Raw genomic sequence first — 315 nt, 5'->3', positions numbered from 1 at the left:
CGCGCAGCTGAGCCAGTTTCATCTGCTTCTGCCGCTCTTCAAACCGCTGACGTTGCACTTCACTTTGACTGTCATAGCAACTCGGGCAGCTGATCCCCGCCTGGTACTGATCACTTTGCATCTGTTCAGCTGTCAGCGGCAGACGGCAGGCATGGCACTGGTCGTAGCTACCTTTTTCTAACTGATGATTGACGGTGACCCGGTTATCGAATACGAAGCATTCACCTTCCCACATCGAGTCTTCCTGAGGGACTTCTTCCAGATATTTAAGGATTCCACCTTCCAGATGGTAAACCTCATCAAAGCCTTGTTCTT

At 50.8% G+C, this 315-nt stretch carries 1 pseudogene; it reads right to left on the bottom strand.

Annotated features, from left to right (window positions below):
* Window positions 1-315 (bottom strand): annotated as a pseudogene (locus QWI17_RS05650) (oxygen-dependent tRNA uridine(34) hydroxylase TrhO); the annotation flags it as partial.

This window comes from Gilvimarinus gilvus, assembly GCF_030518155.1.
In the GTDB taxonomy this organism is placed as follows: domain Bacteria; phylum Pseudomonadota; class Gammaproteobacteria; order Pseudomonadales; family Cellvibrionaceae; genus Gilvimarinus; species Gilvimarinus gilvus.
Note: the sequence above shows the minus strand (reverse complement) of the source record. Positions and strands in the feature narration are given on the sequence as shown.